Annotated in this window: 14 protein-coding genes; 7 read left to right on the forward strand and 7 right to left on the reverse strand. The window is 59.9% G+C overall.

All coding sequences use genetic code 11. From position 1 onward, the window contains the following. Positions 1-82: 82 nt before the first annotated feature. From trpB to purB, 6 genes are all read right to left on the reverse strand, one after another. Positions 83-1,300, reverse strand: coding sequence for a tryptophan synthase subunit beta (gene trpB, locus AC0V6U_RS04875; RefSeq protein ID WP_472645070.1), 1,218 nt, complete (start codon positions 1,298-1,300; stop codon positions 83-85). 109 nt (positions 1,301-1,409) lie between these two features. Then, a complete protein-coding gene (locus AC0V6U_RS04880; RefSeq protein WP_472645071.1) occupies positions 1,410-2,045 on the reverse strand; it encodes a phosphoribosylanthranilate isomerase in 636 nt (211 codons plus the stop codon). Continuing rightward, entirely contained in the window at positions 2,042-2,359 is a 318-nt protein-coding gene (locus AC0V6U_RS04885; RefSeq protein WP_472645072.1) for a hypothetical protein, read from the reverse strand. Before AC0V6U_RS04885 ends, AC0V6U_RS04880 begins: the two co-directional genes overlap by 4 nt. Position 2,360: 1 nt before the next feature. Further along, positions 2,361-3,035 carry an orotidine-5'-phosphate decarboxylase gene (gene pyrF / locus AC0V6U_RS04890; protein ID WP_472645074.1) on the reverse strand — a complete coding sequence of 225 codons (675 nt, stop codon included), beginning with the start codon at positions 3,033-3,035 and terminating at the stop codon, positions 2,361-2,363. A gap of 86 nt (positions 3,036-3,121) precedes the next feature. Beyond that, positions 3,122-3,433, reverse strand: coding sequence for a DUF1049 domain-containing protein (locus tag AC0V6U_RS04895; RefSeq protein WP_472645075.1), 312 nt, complete (start codon positions 3,431-3,433; stop codon positions 3,122-3,124). Between the two features lie 99 nt (positions 3,434-3,532). Further along, entirely contained in the window at positions 3,533-4,843 is a 1,311-nt protein-coding gene (gene purB, locus AC0V6U_RS04900) for an adenylosuccinate lyase (protein WP_472645076.1), read from the reverse strand. A gap of 231 nt (positions 4,844-5,074) precedes the next feature. Between purB and AC0V6U_RS04905 the strand changes: the two genes are divergently transcribed. The 3 genes from AC0V6U_RS04905 (at position 5,075) to AC0V6U_RS04915 (ending at position 10,139) form a co-directional block, all read left to right on the forward strand. Beyond that, positions 5,075-6,493 (forward strand): DUF3857 domain-containing protein, encoded by a 1,419-nt coding sequence (locus AC0V6U_RS04905; protein WP_472645077.1) that lies wholly within the window; start codon positions 5,075-5,077, stop codon positions 6,491-6,493. Continuing rightward, positions 6,453-7,856 carry a tetratricopeptide repeat protein gene (locus AC0V6U_RS04910; RefSeq protein ID WP_486169387.1) on the forward strand — a complete coding sequence of 468 codons (1,404 nt, stop codon included), beginning with the start codon at positions 6,453-6,455 and terminating at the stop codon, positions 7,854-7,856. Before AC0V6U_RS04905 ends, AC0V6U_RS04910 begins: the two co-directional genes overlap by 41 nt. A 111-nt stretch (positions 7,857-7,967) precedes the next feature. Continuing rightward, the gene (locus AC0V6U_RS04915) at positions 7,968-10,139 is read left to right on the forward strand and encodes an FAD-dependent oxidoreductase (RefSeq protein WP_472645080.1); all 2,172 of its coding nucleotides are present in this window, start codon (positions 7,968-7,970) and stop codon (positions 10,137-10,139) included. 22 nt (positions 10,140-10,161) lie between these two features. Here AC0V6U_RS04915 and radC read toward each other — a convergent pair whose 3' ends face one another. After that, positions 10,162-10,908: a RadC family protein gene (gene radC, locus AC0V6U_RS04920; RefSeq protein ID WP_472645081.1), complete on the reverse strand. Its 747-nt coding sequence runs from the start codon at positions 10,906-10,908 to the stop codon at positions 10,162-10,164. Positions 10,909-10,993: 85 nt separating this feature from the next. Between radC and AC0V6U_RS04925 the strand changes: the two genes are divergently transcribed. The 4 genes from AC0V6U_RS04925 (at position 10,994) to AC0V6U_RS04940 (ending at position 15,448) form a co-directional block, all read left to right on the forward strand. Next, on the forward strand, positions 10,994-14,209 hold the full coding sequence (locus AC0V6U_RS04925) for an intermembrane phospholipid transport protein YdbH family protein (RefSeq protein WP_472645082.1): 3,216 nt from the start codon (positions 10,994-10,996) through the stop codon (positions 14,207-14,209). A gap of 47 nt (positions 14,210-14,256) precedes the next feature. Further along, the gene (locus AC0V6U_RS04930; protein WP_472645084.1) at positions 14,257-14,475 is read left to right on the forward strand and encodes a YnbE family lipoprotein; all 219 of its coding nucleotides are present in this window, start codon (positions 14,257-14,259) and stop codon (positions 14,473-14,475) included. 36 nt (positions 14,476-14,511) lie between these two features. After that, entirely contained in the window at positions 14,512-14,901 is a 390-nt protein-coding gene (locus tag AC0V6U_RS04935) for a YdbL family probable chaperone protein (protein WP_472645085.1), read from the forward strand. A gap of 214 nt (positions 14,902-15,115) precedes the next feature. After that, entirely contained in the window at positions 15,116-15,448 is a 333-nt protein-coding gene (locus tag AC0V6U_RS04940) for an AtpZ/AtpI family protein (protein WP_472645086.1), read from the forward strand. Positions 15,449-15,511 lie beyond the last annotated feature (63 nt).

The following is a 15,511-nucleotide window of genomic DNA, read 5'->3' on the forward strand; positions in this document are numbered from 1 at the left end:
AATTCAATCAGGAACAGCAATGCTGCCTGAAATGCTAGGAGGCACAGGAAGATGAATGAAAAGCGCTTCAGCCGCTGGCTCATCACATCTCAACCCCAAGCTTCTCCGCCACAGTGAAGATGTCTTTATCGCCGCGCCCGCATAGGTTCATGAGGATGATCTCATCCTCGTCCATTTGCTTTGCGCGATCGGCAACGGCGGCGATTGCGTGGCTTGGTTCCAGCGCGGGGATGATGCCTTCGGTGCGGCATAGCAGTTGGAAGCCGTCGAGCGCCTCTTTGTCCGTGACGGCGGTGTATTCGACACGGCCGCTTTCTTTCAGCCAGGCGTGTTCTGGCCCGATGCCGGGGTAATCGAGCCCAGCGCTGATCGAGTGGCCTTCGGTAATCTGGCCGTCTTCGTCCTGCAACAAGTATGTCTTGTTGCCGTGCAGCACGCCGGGTGATCCGCCCAGCAGGCTGGCGGCGTGTTCATCACCGTCGAGCCCGTGGCCCGCCGCCTCGACGCCCAGCATCTTCACATCAGCATCGTCGAGGAACGGGTGGAACAGGCCAAGCGCATTGGAGCCGCCGCCAATGCAGGCGACTAACAGATCGGGCAGGCGGCCGGTACGGTCGAGCATTTGCGCGCGTGCCTCTGTGCCGATCACGCTTTGGAAATTGCGCACCATTTCGGGATAGGGGTGCGGTCCGGCGGCCGTGCCGATGATGTAGAACGTGTCGTGGACATTCGCGACCCAGTCGCGCAGCCCCTCGTTCATGGCATCTTTCAGGGTCGCGCCGCCGCTGGTGACGGGCACCACTTCTGCGCCGAGCAGCTTCATGCGAAAGACGTTGGGCGATTGCCGTTTCACGTCCTCTGCGCCCATATAGATCACGCAGGGCAGGCCGAAGCGCGCGCATACGGTCGCGGTCGCAACGCCGTGCTGTCCCGCGCCGGTTTCTGCGATGATGCGGGTCTTGCCCATGCGGATCGCGAGCAGGATCTGCCCGATGCAATTGTTGATCTTATGCGCGCCGGTGTGATTGAGCTCGTCGCGCTTGAACCAGACCTGCGCGCCACCCAGAGCTTCCGTGAGACGCTCCGCATGATAGAGCGGGGAAGGGCGCCCAACATAATGCTTCATCAGATCATCAAACTCAGCCGCAAAGGCCGGGTCTTGCTGAGCTGCGCGATATTCCCGCTCCAGATCGAGGATGAGCGGCATAAGCGTCTCGGCGACGTAACGTCCGCCAAACTCGCCAAAATGCCCGCGATCATCGGGCTGGTTCTTAAAGGAATTGGGGGTGGTGTTGTTCAAAACAAAAAATCCGTTTGGGCTGAGCCTGTCGAAGCCCCGTTCTTCACTTCTGGCTCAGCACCTCAAGAAACAATGCAGCCCTTCGACAGGCTCAGGGCGAACGGGGTGATCAAATTGCAAGAGCGGCCTGACAGAAGGCCGCGATCTTGTCCACGTCCTTCACGCCGGGCGCGGTTTCCACCCCGGATGAGGTGTCGACCAGCTCGGCCCCGGTGGCGCGAATGGCCTCGGCCACGTTATCTGCATTGAGGCCGCCGACGAGGCCCCATGGCACCTTGTGATCGTGACTATGCAGCAATTCCCAGCGGAAGGTTTCGCCATTGCCGCCGGGCAGCTCTTTGGCAGGAGCATCGAACAGGAAACGGTCGATCTTGCCGATAAACTTGCTGGCGCGTTCCAGAGTGCCTTCGTCTCTCAGACCGACGGCCTTCCACACCTCGACGTCGGTTTTCTCGCGCACCAATCCGGTCCATTCGGGCGTCTCGCCGCCGTGAAACTGGACGATGTCGGGCTTCACGTCCGCGATGATTTTGCCCATTGCGGTGACATCGGCATTCACGGTCAGCACGACGGCTTTGACCGAGGCCGGGATGAGCGCGCGCAGCCGCGCCGCCTCCGCCAGGGTGACGTGGCGGGGGCTTTTCTCAAAGTGCACGAGGCCAATATGCGTTGCCCCAGCGGCGACGGCGGCTTCGATGGTCTCAGGCGTTTTGAGCCCGCAGATTTTGATTTGAGTAGAGGTCATTTGGAGGCTCTATACTTTCGCGACCAAGGATTGAAATAGCCAAGAAGCAGACCAATCAGCCAGGCTGGCATCGCGAAGGCTGCAAATAGGATGAGCCCGAAGCCCCAACCGAAACATTGCTGCGGATTGGCGTGTGGCGAAAGAACGCATCCCTCCGTCATTCCCCACAGAAAATACACGGCGATTGGCATCACGGCTGAAGCAAGCAGCACCACCCATCTGGCTTTCGTACGCATGTAAATGGATATGGCTGCACCGATTGGGACGGCGACAAGAATGATGCCCGACAGCAGCAGCACGCCTGCTCCGGTCATATCAAAGCGTGGCTTCAATCGCTCTTGCAGCCGCGACCGGATCTTCTGCGCGGCTGATTGGGCGTCCGATGACCAGCACGCTTGCGCCATTGTCGCGCGCCGATCGCGGGGTGACGACACGTTTTTGATCGCCTGTGCCTGATCCCGCTGGACGCAGACCGGGGACGACGAAGAAGCCGTCTTTCCACTGCTTGCGCACTTGGCCAACCTCTTGGCCGGAGCAGACAACCCCGTCGAGGCCCGCTTCATGCGCCAGCTCAGCAAGCCGCATCACATGGGTTTCTGGGCTGCCATAAATGCCAGTCCGCGTGAGGTCATTTGCATCAAGGCTGGTGAGCGTGGTCACCGCGACCACTTTGCAGCCCTCGGCCGCTGCTGCCTTGGCATCTTCCATCATCGCGCGTCCGCCGCTGGCGTGGACGGTGACAATCGCAGGTTCGCACAAATGCACCGCCTGCATCGCGCCTGCGACGGTGTTGGGGATGTCGTGAAATTTGAGGTCGAGAAAGATCGGCAGGCCAATATGCGCGATTTCATGCACGCCGTGGCTGCCATGCGTGCAGAAAAACTCCAGACCCAGCTTCACGCCGCCGATATGCGCTTTGACCTTTTCAAGCAGAGCCTTGGCAGGCTCAATTTGCGGCATATCGAGCGCGAGATAGATCGGGTTGCTCATATCAGGTGCTGCTTTCCGGCTTTGCTGCTGCGGGATCAGGGGCGAGGGTGCCTGTGTCTGGCGTTTCGGCGGGCGTTTGGACCATCTCAGGTTCGGCGTCCGGCGTAGAAGTGGTGGAGGTTGCCGCCGGTGCGTGGCGCTGAGACAGAGCGTCTCGATTTCACCGCGTTCTCTAGGCTGCGGATGCGGCGGTTAAGCGACCATTTGCTGCCGCGATGGTACAGCCACATGGGCACTATGCCGAGCAGGAATGACACGATCACAATCGCCGGAACCCGAGTGTCCCATACCAGGCCTGGCCAGATCCGCACTTCGGTGGCGCGGTCGAAATTGCCAAAGGTGAAGGCGATGATTGCAATCAGGATCGCAATCCAGATGATCGTGCGCAAAATTTGCATGCAGAGTTTCCTAAACGGCTAAGCCACTGGCGGTGTTTGAGCAGCGCAGAACCTAAGCCTTTTCAGCCTTGAGTCTAGCGCCAGCTGCTGAGCGGCGCATCAGCCAAAGACGCGGGCAAACACCGTGTCGACGTGTTTGAAGTGATATCCGAGGTCGAATTTGTCTTCGAGCTCTTCGCTCGTGAGCGCGGCGGTGACTTCCTCATCGCCCTTCAGCAGATCGAGCAATTGCAGCTGGCCATCCGATTCCCACACCTTCATCGCATTGCGCTGAACCAGGCGGTAGGCATCCTCGCGGCTGACACCGGCCTGGGTCAGGGCGAGCAGCACGCGCTGCGAATGCACAAGGCCGCCCATCCGGTCCATATTGGCCTGCATCCGCTCTGGATAGACCAGCAGCTTGTCGATCACGCCGGTGAGGCGCGCGAGCGAGAAATCGAGCGCGATGGTCGCATCGGGCCCGATGTAGCGCTCAACCGAGGAGTGCGAGATATCGCGCTCATGCCATAGCGCGACATTCTCTAGCGCTGGCATGGCATAGCTGCGGATCATGCGCGCTTGGCCGGTCAGGTTTTCGGTGAGGATCGGGTTGCGCTTATGCGGCATGGCCGAGGAACCCTTTTGCCCCGGTGAGAAATACTCCTCAGCCTCCAGCACTTCGGTGCGTTGCAGATGGCGCACTTCGACCGCGAGGCGCTCAATTGAGCCAGCGATGACGGCAAGCGTCGCGAAATACATCGCATGACGATCGCGCGGGATCACTTGCGTGCTAACCGGCTCTGGCTTTAGGCCGAGCTTCCCAGCGACGTGTTCCTCAACCGCTGGGTCGATATTGGCGAAGGTGCCGACCGCGCCAGAGACCGCGCAGGTCGCGATTTCCTCGCGCGCCGCGATCAAGCGGGTGCGGCAACGGTCAAACTCGGCATAGGCCTGAGCCATCTTAAGACCGAACGTCACCGGCTCTGCATGGATACCGTGGCTGCGGCCGATGGTGGCGGTGTATTTGTGCTCTTCAGCGCGGCGTTTAATCGCGGCGAGAAGCGCGTCCAGATCGGCGAGCAGGATGTCCGATGCGCGCGCCAGTTGGACCGCCAAAGTCGTATCGAGCACGTCAGAGCTGGTCATGCCCTGGTGCATGAAGCGGGCCTCGTCGCCGACTTGCTCGGCTACCCAGGTGAGGAAGGCGATCACATCGTGCTTGGTCACGGCCTCAATCGCGTCAATCGCCTCAACGTCGATTCTGGGGTTCGTCGCCCACCAATCCCAGAGCGCCTTCGCCGCGCTTTCCGGCACCACGCCCAGCTCGCCCAGTTTCTCGGTCGCATGGGCTTCGATCTCGAACCAGATGCGGAATTTCGCCTCAGGCTCCCACAATGCGCTCATTTCCGGGCGGGCATAACGAGGGACCATGGCTTGGGAACTCCAGTGAGAAATTGTGTGGGTAAAGATGTGGCTGCGCGGCTATGCCGCATCGGCGCAGATGGCAAGGGCGAGGGGAGTGCATTGCCCCAGATTCTGCATAGTTTTATCCGCGTCAGTGCCGCCCTCAATTGTTTATCAATCGAATTGCTGTTTTCTCATTTGACAGCAGTATTTCGCGTTATAGTCTGGCGATAATACAGGGAAAACGGGGCATAATTCATGACATTCCAAGTTTCGCGGACGGCAGTCTCGCTGATTGCATTGTGCTGTTCGTCGGCGTTGATCGCGGGGGAAGAGCCGCTTTATGAGCTGGCGCCCGCTTGGATTGAACCGGTTGTGTTGGCCGAGGTTGAGCGTGATCCCACCAATCGGCAGATCGTCAACGACACTCAGATTCGCATCGAGAATGGGCTGAACTGGGAATACACCGATGTGGTTTACCGCGTCGCCAGCCTGTCTGACCTGTCCAATGTCGGCACTTTGACGGCGCAGTGGCTGCCGGACAAAGGCGACTTGATCGTCCACGAGATTTCGATTGTGCGCGGCGATGAGGTAATCGACCTGGTCGAACAGGGCGAGGTGATGGAGGTGCTGCGCCGCGAGCGGATGCTGGAGCGGCGCATCCTGGACGGCTCGCTCACCGCGACATTGTCAGTTCCCGGCCTCGAAGTGGGTGACGAGCTGCGCATGCGCTATTCGGTGACCAATTCTGATCAGGCATTGGGCGAAGAGGTGCAGACCCAGCGGTTCTTGTGGCGCGAGCCAGATACGGTTGCCGACTTTGCGCGAATCCGCGCGTCATGGCCGGATGATCTGGATGTGCGTTACAAAGCGGGCCCGAATTTCGAATTGCCCCAGGTTGAGAAGTCAGACGGACACAATTGGCTGGAGGTGACGCTGCCTCTGGAGGAAGCCGATGAGTTCCCGAACGATGCGCCGCTGCGCTATCGCCGGGGCACGATCCTGCAACTGGGCACCTTTGCCGATTGGGCCGAGGTGTCGAGCACGATGGCGCCTTATTACGAGACCGATGGCGCGATGGATGGTCTCGATGATTTGCTCGCCAAGGTGGAGGCCATTCGCGCCGAGCACACGGGCGATCTAGAGCAAGCCGTCGCTGCCTTGGAATTGGTGCAAGAGGACATTCGCTATCTGCTCAACGGGCTTGATGGCGGAAATTACCTGCCTCAGGATGTCGCGACGACTTGGGAAAACAAATACGGCGATTGCAAAGCGAAGACGGTGATCTTGCTGGCGATCTTGGATCATCTGGGAATTGAGGCGGAGCCCGTGCTCGTCTCGAGCCGTGCGGGCAACACCGTGCCGATTTCCCTGCCAATCCCCGGCGCGTTTGACCATGTTCTGGTGCGCGCAGAGATCGGCGGCAATCTGTATTACCTTGATGGCACGTCGCTGGGCGCGAATATGCACACGGTCGGCAATGTACCGCCCTTCGAATACAGCCTGCCCATTCGCGCAGCTGGCGCACAGCTAGAACCCATTGAGCAGGTTCTGCCTCGCGTTCCAGAGGTGGAAATGAACATCGCAGTCGATACGTCAGCGGGATTGGATTTGCTTAGCCCTGATGACCTTCAAAATGAAATATTGGGGCGCAACCGCGGCGCAATGGAACGCTGAGGCTGAAAAGCTCGATGAAGAAAGCAAGAAGCAAATCGGGCGCAACTCCAGCAGCGAGATGACCTTGGTTGATATCGATATCGTCTCAGGCGAAGACGACAGCGAAGCAACCTTTGTGATGTCTGGAATCATCGAAGGCACGTTTGATTTTGACGGCGCCAAGGGCGAAGTCGCAGGCCCTATGGCCGCAAAACAGATCACTTTCGCGCCGAACCGATCGCGCAAGGAATGGCGCGATCTGCCAGTATCCGTCGGGGCGAGCAGTAGCGCGGCTTACAGCATGACAATCACGCTGCCCGATGGCTTCGATGGCTATGAACTCACCGGCAGCGATCCGATTGACGTGGAGGTCGCTGGGCAGCGCTATACGCGCCAGACAAGCTTCGACGACCGAGTGTTTCAGGTCTCCGAAATTGTCACCACACAGGGCGGCGAAATCTTGCCTGAGGCATTCCGTGAGGAACGCCGGAAGGCCGCCAGTCTCGCTCGCCAAGAGACGAAGCTGACCACCTCTGACGATGTGCCGCGCCGCTGGCGTTTCGCAAGAGGAGCGGATCGCAGCGTGCTGGAGCCATTAGAGGCGGCCTATGCGGAATTGATCGACAAAGATCCCGACGACAAAGACCCATATCTGCGCCGCGCCGGCTTTCGCTATGTCACCTATGATTGGGCCGGTTCGCTGGAGGACATGAACAAAGTGATCGAGCTCGAGGCGACGGCTGAATATTACGGCCAGCGCAGTTCTGTGCATTCGCAATTGCTCGATCTGGAAGCCAACAAAGCGGATTTGGAAGAGGCCTATGCGCTCGATCCCACGCCTTGGCGGGCCATAGACCTTGCGAACGCTATGGTCGATCTGGGTGATTACTCAGGCGCGCGTGAAATCATCGAATATGAGGACGGCGACGAAGACGTTCGCCAAAGCTTGACCCTCGCTCTTGCAGGGCTCGATGCAATCGAAGGCCGCGCGAGCGAAGGGCTTGCAACGATCAATGAAATGCTGGCCGATGACCCCAACGATTCCGGCCTGCTCAATGAGGTCTGCTGGTTCAGCGGAACGTGGAATGTCGCGGTTTCCGACGGGATTTCAGTCTGCACCAAAGCGGTTGAGAACAGCGGTAAGTCGTCGAGCATTCTTGATAGCCGCGCGCTGATCTATCTGCGCAACGGAATGTTCGACCAAGCGATGGCCGATATCGATGCGGCGCTTGAATTGGAGCCGGATCAAACGGCCTCGGTTCTGCTTCGCGGTCTGATCCGGCTAGAGCAGGGCGACAAGGGCGGCCAAGCCGATGTGGACGACGCGCTGGCGCGCGAGCCACTGCTCGCAACGCGCTATCGCCGCTGGGGTTTTGACCTTTAGGACCGGCCAGCGGCGCTGATCCACCGCTTAATCTGCATGGCTTTGCATGTCTGAACACTTGTAACTAAGGTCGCGGTTTCACGAGCTTAGTTGCAAGGAAGGCCTGGTCATATGACAAGCGCGGCAGAGATGACCTTGCAGGAGGAACGCCTGTCGCCATTTGTGCGGGTGACCTTGCGCAGCTGGGCGAAGCTGTATTCGGGCGGAGCGGAGGTTTTCTGGCCGTTCACCGATCTGATCGTGCGGTTTTTCCTCGCGCAGGCTTTCTTTCGATCTGGCCTGGTTAAGGCGGCGGATTGGGACAAAGCGGTCTTTCTGGCAGCGAATGAATATCCGGTCAGCTGGATGGCGCCAGACACAGCCGCAGCGGTGGGCCTCTCAATTGAGCTGATCGGCCCGGTCTTGCTGCTGCTCGGCTTTTTCACCCGGCCAGCGGCGCTCGCGATGGCGGTGCTGACGATCATTTCGCAGGCCGTTTACGTTCCCACCACCAGCAACCTGCTGATTTCGGCGATGCTGCTGTGGTATGTGTTCCACGGGCCTGCGGCATTCTCACTCGACCGGCCGCTGTCATCCGGCCTTAAGGACAGCGCATTGCCACTGGCGCGCCCGGTGGTTCGCTTTGGCGAATTTCTGAGAGAACGCGGTGCGCCCGTCGCAATGATGGTGATCCGTCTGTGGCTGGCGCTCACTCTCCTGGCGTTCGCGGGCGTGTTTGAGCCCTCCGTGGCGCTCGCGACATGGCTGCCGATTACGATCTTCACCGGTTTTCCAGACTGGCTCGCGATTGTCTTTGCTGTGCTGCTCGCCACAGGCTTTGCCGCGAGCGTGGTGTCTTATGTGCTCGTCATACTCATCGGTCTGTTCATGATCGTCGGCGTGCACCCCAACATCACATTTTATCCGATCCTGTTCCTGGCGATTTACGAATCGCGCGGGGCGGGCAGTCTGTCGCTCGACAATTTGATTTATGCGTGGATGGAGAAGAACATTCTGTTCGACCGGGATTATGCCGATATCCCGGACCATTGGCCGCATATTGTGGTGGTTGGCGCTGGCTTTGGCGGGCTGGCGGCGGTTGCGCGTTTAAAGCGCCTGCCGGTGCGCATCACCCTGATTGATAAGCGCAATTACCATCTGTTTCAGCCGCTGCTCTATCAAATTGCCACGGCCACATTGAACCCAGCGGATATTGCAACGCCGATCCGCAGCCTGTTCAAGCCCGATGGCAATGTCCGGGTGGTGAAGGGCGAGGTTTCGGCGATCGATGCGAAGGCAAAGACGCTGACCTATGGCGGCGGAGAGCTGGGTAATCAGCAGCTGGTCTATGACAAGCTGGTGCTCGCAACCGGGGCATCACACAGCTATTTCGGCAAGGATGAATGGGGCGCGTTTGCACCCGGCCTTAAGACTGTTGAAGACGGCGTCGCGGTGCGAGGATCTATCCTGGAGGCGTTCGAGCAGGCTGAGGCGAGCAATGATCCCGAACGCGTGAAACGCCTGCTGACCTTTGTCGTGGTCGGGGCTGGCCCAACCGGGGTTGAGCTGGCCGGGGCGATTGCAGAGCTTGCCAAGATCAATGTTGAGCGCGAATTTCGCACCATCGACCCAAGCAGCGCGCGGGTGATACTGGTGCAATCGGGACCGCGTGTGCTTCCGGCCTTTCCTGAAGAATTGGCCGAGAAAGCCGCAGCATCGCTGGAAAAGCTCGGCGTGGAAATCCGCACCGGCGGGCGCGTGACAGAGATCGCCGCGCGCCATGTGATGATTGGCGATGACACCAAGATTGAAACCGAGACCGTGCTGTGGGCGGCAGGCGTTACCGCGTCGCCTGCGGGCAAATGGCTGGGCGCGGAATGCGATCGCTCTGGTCGGGTTCTGGTCGATGAATGGCTGCGCGTGAAAGGCCAGGCGGATGTGTTCGCAATCGGCGACACTGCGGGCAGCAGCGCATGGAATGGCGATCCCGTTCCCGGTCTCGCTCCAGCGGCGAAGCAGGCGGGCGCCTATGTCGGCAGGCTGGTCGAGGCGGAGCTGCTGGGCAAACAAAGCCCCGGACCGTTTGAATACAAGCACCAAGGCAGCCTAGCGACGATTGGGCGCAAGTCGGCGGTGGCGGACTTTGGCGCATTCAAACTGTCAGGCGCGCTCGCGTGGTGGCTGTGGGGCGTGGTCCATGTCGGATTCCTCACCGGCGCACGGAACCGGGCAACGGTGATCCTCAATTGGGGATGGAGCTTCTTTGCCAATCACGCTGGCGTGCGGCTGATCACGAAATCCTGACGTCCCGCTTGGTGGCCTGGTCCTAGATCAGACCCTTCGCGCGCAGGCTCACATGTCCCTCGCGGCCGACAATCACGTGGTCGTGCACCGTCACGCCTAGCAAGCGGCCCGCTTCGGCAATTTGCTGCGTCACTTGAATGTCCGCACGGCTTGGCTCTGGATTGCCGCTGGGGTGATTGTGGACGAGGATCAGCGCGCTCGCGCCCACATCCATCGCCTTGCGAATGACCTCACGCGGATGGATCGAAGCCTCGTCAATTGAGCCATCGCCAACATGATGATCATCGATCAAGCGGTTTTTCGTATCGAGATACAGCACCCGCACACGCTCCACCGTTAGATGCGCCATATCAATCGCGAGGTAATCGATCAGGTTTTGCCAAGAGCTCAGCACTGGTTTGTCCGCGACTTCGCTGCGAGCCATGCGCCGGGCGGCAATCGCCACGCTTTTGAGCGCCGCCGCGCTGCTGTCGCCGATCCCTTTCACCTGCTTGAGCGCCGCCGGGTCCGCGTTCAGCACCGCTGATAGCGAACCGAATCGTTTGAGCAGCGCCTTGGCAACCGGCTTCGTGTCGCCCTGCCGCATTCCGGCGAACAGTAAGAATTCGAGCACTTCGTAGTCCGCGAGGGCCTCTGCGCCGCCTTTCAGCAGCCGCTCGCGCAGCCGCGCTCTGTGTCCGGCGCCCGCGTGCTTCCCGGCATCGCCCCCAGCATCACGGGCAGCCCCGGCGCTGGGCTCTTCGCCAAACATGTCTTCAGCTTGCGGCAAGCTGCCTCCTTATAACGCGGCTGTGCGCGCTAGTGTCTTGCTTGCATTGCCTTTAACGCTCGATGCGCGCAAGTGTGAGCTCATCATGGCGTCAGCCCAAACGGAACATCTTGAAGAGACGCCCAAGTGGAGCCTGTGGCCGCGCCGCAGGCGTTGGCGCGCGCTCATATTGGTGCTGTCGCTGCTCGGTATTGCAGGCGTTTGGGTGTGGATGGCGCGCGAGCAATATGCGGGCAATTTCATCGATGGGGAGCTGGCGAAGCTGGAGCTGCCCGCGGACTATGAGATTGTCTCAATCGGCCCGCAGCGTCAGGTTTTGCGCAATCTGGTGATCGGCGATCCTGAGCGGCCTGATCTCACCGTCGAGCGGGTCGTGGTTGATCTGGAATACAGTTTCGGCGCGCCGTCGATTGGCACAGTCGAGGTGATCGGAGCGCGTCTGTTCGGTTCCTTCCGCGATGGTCAGCTGAGCTTTGGCGCGCTGGATCCGGCGATTTTTGGCGAAAGTGAAGCGGAGCCCGGTCTGCCAGCGATCGACGTGAAACTGGTCGATGCGCGCGGTTTGATTGAGAGTGATTACGGCGCAATCGGGCTCAAAGCCTCGGGGCAGGGGTTGCTGAGCGACGGATTTGAAGGCGTGCTGGCCGCGACCGCGCCGGAGCTGGCGATTGCAGAATGTGCGCTAGAGGCCGCAACACTTTATGGTGACGTCACGACGTCAGGCGGGGAGCTGGCATTCGACGGGCCGCTGCGCTTGCGAGCGCTCGATTGCGCAAATGGTGGCCCTCAGCTTGCGAGTGCCGATCTGGCCACGCGCTTTACCCTTGCATCGGATTTCGCCAGTGTGAACGGCGAACTGGACCTCACGGCTGAGCAATTGGCTGTTGCTGGGGCAGAGGCCTCGACGCTTGGCGGTGATGTGCAGCTAAGCTGGAAAAATGCGCAGCTGAATGTGCGCCATGATTTGCGCGCGGACAACGCGGTGACGCCCTATGGCGCGGTGGCCGGGCTGTCGCTGGATGGTACGCTGAGGGCGCAGGACGGCTTTGATGCGCTGGAATGGGCAGGACGATTAGAGGGGGAGGGAGCAAGCATTGGCGGCGCTCTGACCGAGCAATTGCAGGCCTCCCGCAGTGCAGTGGAAGGCACATTGCTTGAGCCTTTGCTGGCCCGATTCCAGCAGGGTTTCGGCAATGCCACCCGCGATGGCACGGTGATCGCCGATGCGACATTGCGGGTATCGCCAGAAGTCACGAGCCTGATTGTGCCAGAGGCGCGCCTTAAGAGCGCGTCGGGCGAGACATTACTTGGTGTGTCGCGGCTCGCATGGACGAGCCCCGTGGACGGCCTTGGTCGGCTCAGCGGCAATATCGCGACCAGCGGCGAGGGGATCCCCCGCATTTCCGGGCGAATGGAGCAAGTCGGCGGTGGCAATCTTGCGCTGCGCCTGAGAATGGAAGAATTCGCTGCTGGGGACAGCAAGCTCGCAGTCCCAGAGCTGCTGGTGACGCAGGCCCCTAGCGGCGCTCTGAGATTTGCGGGCGATGTGCGGGCCTCCGGCGCGCTACCCGGCGGCAATGTTCAGGGGCTCAGCCTGCCGTTGGAGGGTACATGGTCGCCGCGCGGCGGGCTGATCGCGGGGCAAAGCTGCGCCAATGTGCGGTTTGATCGCCTCGCGCTCTATGATCTTGCGCTGGATCGCCAAAGCCTCAGGCTATGCCCCGGCGCTGGCGGGGCGATGGTGCGGTACGGTGAGAATCTGCAAATCTCCGCGCAACTACCCAGTCTCGCATTGCGCGGGCAGATCGCTGGTAGCCCGCTGCTGCTCGACACGGGCGCTGTCCAATTCGGCTATCCCGGCGTGGCCAATGCGTCCAATGTGGAAGCCGTGATTGGGACGCGCGAGGAGGGGCTCAGTCTATCGCTTGGCAATTTAGAGGCGAGCTTTGCCGACACAATCGGCGGCGCGTTCAGCGAAGGCGAGGCGATGATAGGTCTGGTCCCGCTCGATCTGGACGAGGTCAGCGGCAATTGGCTGTATGACGATGGCATCCTCAGCATTGATGAAGCGCAGTTCCGCGTCACCGACCGAGAGGCGACCGACCGGTTTGAGCCGCTAGTCGCGCGTGGTGCCGTGATGGTCCTAAACGGCAGCGATATCCGCGCCCAGGCTTTGCTGCGCCACCCGGCAACAGATCGCGAGGTTGTGGCGGTCGAGATCGCGCACAACCTCAGCACATCCGCCGGCAATGCGCGATTGGATGTCGAACGCCTCGCCTTCGATGATACGCTGCAACCCAGCGATTTGACGATTTACACCGACGGTGTTGTCGCCCTGGCAAAGGGCGATGTGAGCGGGCAGGGGCAGATCAATTGGACCGCTGATGACATCACCAGCGGCGGCATTTTTACTACTGAGAAATTCGATTTCGCCGCCGCCTTTGGCCCGGTCAAGAATGCCCGCGCGACAGTGGAATTCACCGATCTTTTGGCGCTCACCACCGCGCCGGATCAGATTGTCGATCTCGGCTCCATCAACACGGGTATCGAGGTGCTGGATGGCAAGATCACCTTTGCTCTTGAAGAGGGGCAGCTGGTCAAGCTGAAGGATGCACGCTGGCCGTTTATGGGCGGCGAGCTGGTTATGCGCGGGGTCGAGCTCAATTTCGCAGTGCCAGAGGAGCGGCGCTATATCTTTGAGATCATCGGGCTGGATGCGGGCACATTCATATCAGAGATGGAGTTTGGCAACCTCTCGGCTCAGGGAACGTTCGACGGCACGATCCCGATTATCTTCGATGCCGAGGGCAATGGCCGGATCGAGAGCGGGCTGCTGATCTCCCGTCCGCCGGGCGGCAATCTCTCCTATGTCGGAGAGCTTGCCTATGAGGATCTCGGCACAATCTCCAATTACGCCTTCGATGCCTTGCGCAGCCTGGATTACAACCAAATGGCGATCACCATGGACGGCAGTCTGACCGGTGAGATCATCACCAGCGTGCGCTTTGACGGGATCAGCCAAGGGCAGGGCACGTCACGCAATTTCATCACCAAGCAGATCGCGCGCCTGCCGATCCGGTTCAATATCAACGTACGCTCACAATTCTGGGAGCTTAGCCGCCTGCTGCGCTCCACCTACGATTCCAACTATCTGCGCGATCCATGCCTGACATCCGATGCAAAATGGCGCGCGAGCCGGTTTTTCAAGGTCGCCTGCCAGAACACCCCCGACATCAATCCAGAAGACATTCCGGCAAGTGAACTGTCCATTCAGCCTCAAGAAAGCGAGAATACGCCATGATCATGTGGAAATTGACCGATCTATGCGGCGCTGCCACAGGACTATCCATGATGGATAGACTGAATTCATGGCGAACTGCGGGTCGGGCCGGATTGATGGGAGCGGGCGCGCTTGCGCTTTGTGGTCCATTGGCGGGGTGCATCAATGTTGCTGCACCTGACAAGCCAATTGTGATCGAGCTCAACATCAATATCCGGCAGGAAGTGGTTTTTGCTTTGGCCGAAGATGCGGCCAACACGCTTGAGGAAAATGCGGATATCTTTTGATGTTCGCATTTGCCGCAAAGCAGGAGGAATAAGAGAATGACAAATATGCGCAAAACTTTGCTCGCCGCTGCTGCTGCGACCGTGGCCATCACCGGCTTTCATGGCGCTGCTCAGGCTCAGCGTGATCCGGCTTATGCCGCTGCGCGCGCCAATGGCAGCATTGGTGAGAAGCGCGACGGCTACCTTGGTGTGGCCGGGGGTGAGACGGCTGAACTTCGCCGATTGGTGAATGATATCAACATCAAACGCCGCGCTGTTTATGCTCAGCGCGCGCAGGCGGCCAATGCGACGCTTGACGAATACGCCTTTACCGCCGGTTGTCAGGCGATCCTGCGCACGACCCCTGGTGAGAAGTATCAGGCGCCTGATGGCACTTGGCAAACCCGCACAGATGCGGCGCCAATGCGCGATCCGCGCTGCCCATAATTCGGACTAAAATCCGCTGACAGCCAAAGCGCAGGTCGCCATTCTCCCAACGCGACTTGCGCTTTGCGCAACGGCTATCGCTATAATTGCTTGCCAGGTCCGCCGTTTGATTGTGACTGGCGGTTGACTTGGATATGCCCCCTTCTAAGGGGTGCGCGCCCTTGGCGGACACCTTGTGGCGCGTGTTTTGGCGTCCAACCTTTAGGAAGCTGACATGAGCGATAAGAAGTCCGCACAGGAACCCATCGCCGAGGATGCGCGTATCGATGCACTCGAGGAGCGGCTGAAAGCTGCCAACGAGCGCGAAGAGGAGCGCAACCGGCCTCGGGTATCAGGCACTGATGCGAATTATCGCAGCGGTAACCGGGTACTCGCAGACCTCCTTGGTGGGATTCTTGGCGGCGCAGTGATTGGCTGGACGATTGATTATTTCGCCGACACTTCGCCCGCGGGTCTGTTGATAATGATGGCCTTCGGGATCATCGTTGCCTTCAGGAACATTATTCGAGCGGCGAACACTCGCCCCGATGATATTGATGAGGGCTAAGGTGCTCCGATTTGAGATCATCAGTTGGGGCGCGTTTCTTACAAGGTTTAAGGACTAAGAGAT

The organism is Erythrobacter sp. W36 (assembly GCF_057364935.1).

Excerpts from the sequence above, each read along its gene's own strand:
- AC0V6U_RS04930 (WP_472645084.1), top strand. The coding sequence starts at position 14,257 with ATGATGGATAGACTGAATTCATGGCGAACTGCGGGTCGGGCCGGATTG.
- AC0V6U_RS04895 (WP_472645075.1), bottom strand. The coding sequence starts at position 3,433 with ATGCAAATTTTGCGCACGATCATCTGGATTGCGATCCTGATTGCAATC.
- AC0V6U_RS04880 (WP_472645071.1), bottom strand. The coding sequence starts at position 2,045 with ATGACCTCTACTCAAATCAAAATCTGCGGGCTCAAAACGCCTGAGACC.
- purB (WP_472645076.1), bottom strand. The coding sequence starts at position 4,843 with ATGGTCCCTCGTTATGCCCGCCCGGAAATGAGCGCATTGTGGGAGCCT.
- AC0V6U_RS04940 (WP_472645086.1), top strand. The coding sequence starts at position 15,116 with ATGAGCGATAAGAAGTCCGCACAGGAACCCATCGCCGAGGATGCGCGT.
- AC0V6U_RS04925 (WP_472645082.1), top strand. The coding sequence starts at position 10,994 with ATGGCGTCAGCCCAAACGGAACATCTTGAAGAGACGCCCAAGTGGAGC.
- AC0V6U_RS04915 (WP_472645080.1), top strand. The coding sequence starts at position 7,968 with ATGACAAGCGCGGCAGAGATGACCTTGCAGGAGGAACGCCTGTCGCCA.
- AC0V6U_RS04885 (WP_472645072.1), bottom strand. The coding sequence starts at position 2,359 with ATGACCGGAGCAGGCGTGCTGCTGCTGTCGGGCATCATTCTTGTCGCC.
- pyrF (WP_472645074.1), bottom strand. The coding sequence starts at position 3,035 with ATGAGCAACCCGATCTATCTCGCGCTCGATATGCCGCAAATTGAGCCT.
- AC0V6U_RS04935 (WP_472645085.1), top strand. The coding sequence starts at position 14,512 with ATGACAAATATGCGCAAAACTTTGCTCGCCGCTGCTGCTGCGACCGTG.
- AC0V6U_RS04910 (WP_486169387.1), top strand. The coding sequence starts at position 6,453 with ATGAAATATTGGGGCGCAACCGCGGCGCAATGGAACGCTGAGGCTGAA.
- AC0V6U_RS04905 (WP_472645077.1), top strand. The coding sequence starts at position 5,075 with ATGACATTCCAAGTTTCGCGGACGGCAGTCTCGCTGATTGCATTGTGC.